Origin of the sequence: Vibrio sp. 10N.222.46.A1 (assembly GCF_041473595.1) — a bacterium.
Lineage (GTDB): Bacteria > Pseudomonadota > Gammaproteobacteria > Enterobacterales > Vibrionaceae > Vibrio > Vibrio tasmaniensis_A.
Genome location: NZ_JBFRSN010001167.1, coordinates 1 through 1824, shown reverse-complemented (window position 1 = coordinate 1824; position 1824 = coordinate 1). Strand labels below are relative to the sequence as shown.

General features: G+C 47.3%; 1 protein-coding gene and 1 pseudogene. Both read left to right on the top strand.

Features of this window, described 5'->3' with window-relative positions:
- The coding region (locus AB4496_RS24885) for an efflux RND transporter permease subunit (RefSeq protein WP_372132484.1) at positions 1-1543 on the top strand (1543 nt) is incomplete at its 5' end.
- Positions 1544-1545: 2 nt separating this feature from the next.
- Positions 1546-1824, top strand: a pseudogene (locus tag AB4496_RS24880) (hypothetical protein); the annotation flags it as partial.

Sequence of the window (1824 nt, the reverse complement as noted above, 5' to 3'; positions counted from 1 at the left end):
GGTTCCGTTGATATTAGTGACTGCATTAGCTATCCCGAACATTGCCGTTAACTTTATTCCACAAGCCGACCGACCGATCCTGTTCCTAGATTACTGGCTACCGAACGGTGCCAAGGTTGAACAAACCTCAGAAGACATGAAGCGAATCGAACAATGGTTGTTGGAACAGCCGGAAGTCGAAAGTATTTCAACCTATGTTGGCGCAGGTGCTCCTCGCTTCTCCGTGACTATAGAGCCAGAACCGTTCGATCCGGCTTACGGTCAGATTTTGATTAATGCGACTGATTTTCCGTCACTAAGCCCATTGATTGCACGCGGTGATAAATGGTTAATGGAAGAGTTTCCGAACGCAGACCCTCGCTTTAGAAGCTTAAAATTGGCGACGGCGGATAAATTCAGCGTTGAAGCTCGTTTCTCAGGCCCTGATGCCGAGGTCTTACATGGCTTATCAGAGCAAGCAAAAGCAATCTTCGCAGTACACCCAGACACCAAGTACGTTCGTGACGACTGGCGACAGAAAAGTAAAGTATTTGAGCCTGTCATCAACCAAGAAAAGATGCGCACCGCAGGTATAAACCGCGCGGATATTGCGTTCGCGATGAAGCGAGCTTCAGAAGGCATGCCCTTGGGTCGTATGAACTTAAACGATGAACTGGTCACAATTCAACTGCGAGGCACAGAGAGTTCGATTCAGTCATTGGAAACGTTACCCGTTCGATCTCTGTTGGGCATCCACAGTGTTCCACTTGGCCAAGTTGTCGATGGATTTGAATTAAGCAGTGAAGAAACCATGATTTGGCGCCGTGACCGTGTAAAAACCATCACAGCACAAGCAGGTGTCGGTCGTTACACCACACCAGCAGCGGTGAGGAACTCCGTCAAAGAGCAAATTGAAGCGATTCATTTGCCTGATGGTTATAGCCTTGAATGGGGGGGCGAATATTACGACGAGCACAAAGCCGTCAGCGATATTCTTAAACAGCTACCTAAAGCAATCTTGTTAATGATCATCATCTTGGTGGCGATGTTTAACGGATTCAAACAACCCGTGATTATCTTCACTACCCTACCGCTAGCAGCGACGGGTGCCACATTCAGCTTATTGCTATTGGATAAACCATTCGGATTTATGGCATTGATTGGCGCCGTAACCTTAACAGGTATGATCATCAAAAACGGCATTGTATTGATGGACCAAATAGAACTTGAACGTAAAAACGGGCGATCACTATCTGACGCCATCAAAGAAGCAACCGTGAACCGCACAATGGCGATTTCAATGGGGGCACTGACTACAGCACTTGGCATGATCCCGTTGTTAAGCGACCTACTGTTTGACCAGATGGCGGCAACCATTATCGGTGGCTTAGCTGCAGCAACCGTGTTGTCTCTGTTTGTGATGCCTGCGCTGTACAAGCTTTTCTATCGAACTGAAGAAAAAAAGACAGTAGCAGAAGCAATCAAAGACGCCGTGATTGTGCTTGATGCAACACCTCAGCCTTCAAACAGCGGCAATACAACTTCATTCAACAAGGAGCAATAAACATGCATCCATTAACTAAGTTTAAAGTCGCTCCTATAGCGCTCGCCTTGTTGCTGACAGGTTGCGCGGTTGGCCCAAATTACGAAGAACCGCAAACGACCATGGCAGAGACATTCTTATATAGCCAAGGTGATGTGAACCAAGACGGCGTGAGCCAAAACGAACATCACAATCATTGGTGGACACAGTTCAATGATCCAACGCTCAATCAGTTAGTGGCCGATGTTCAAAACCAGAACATCCCACTTAAACTGGCCGCCGAGCGAATCAACATGGCGAAC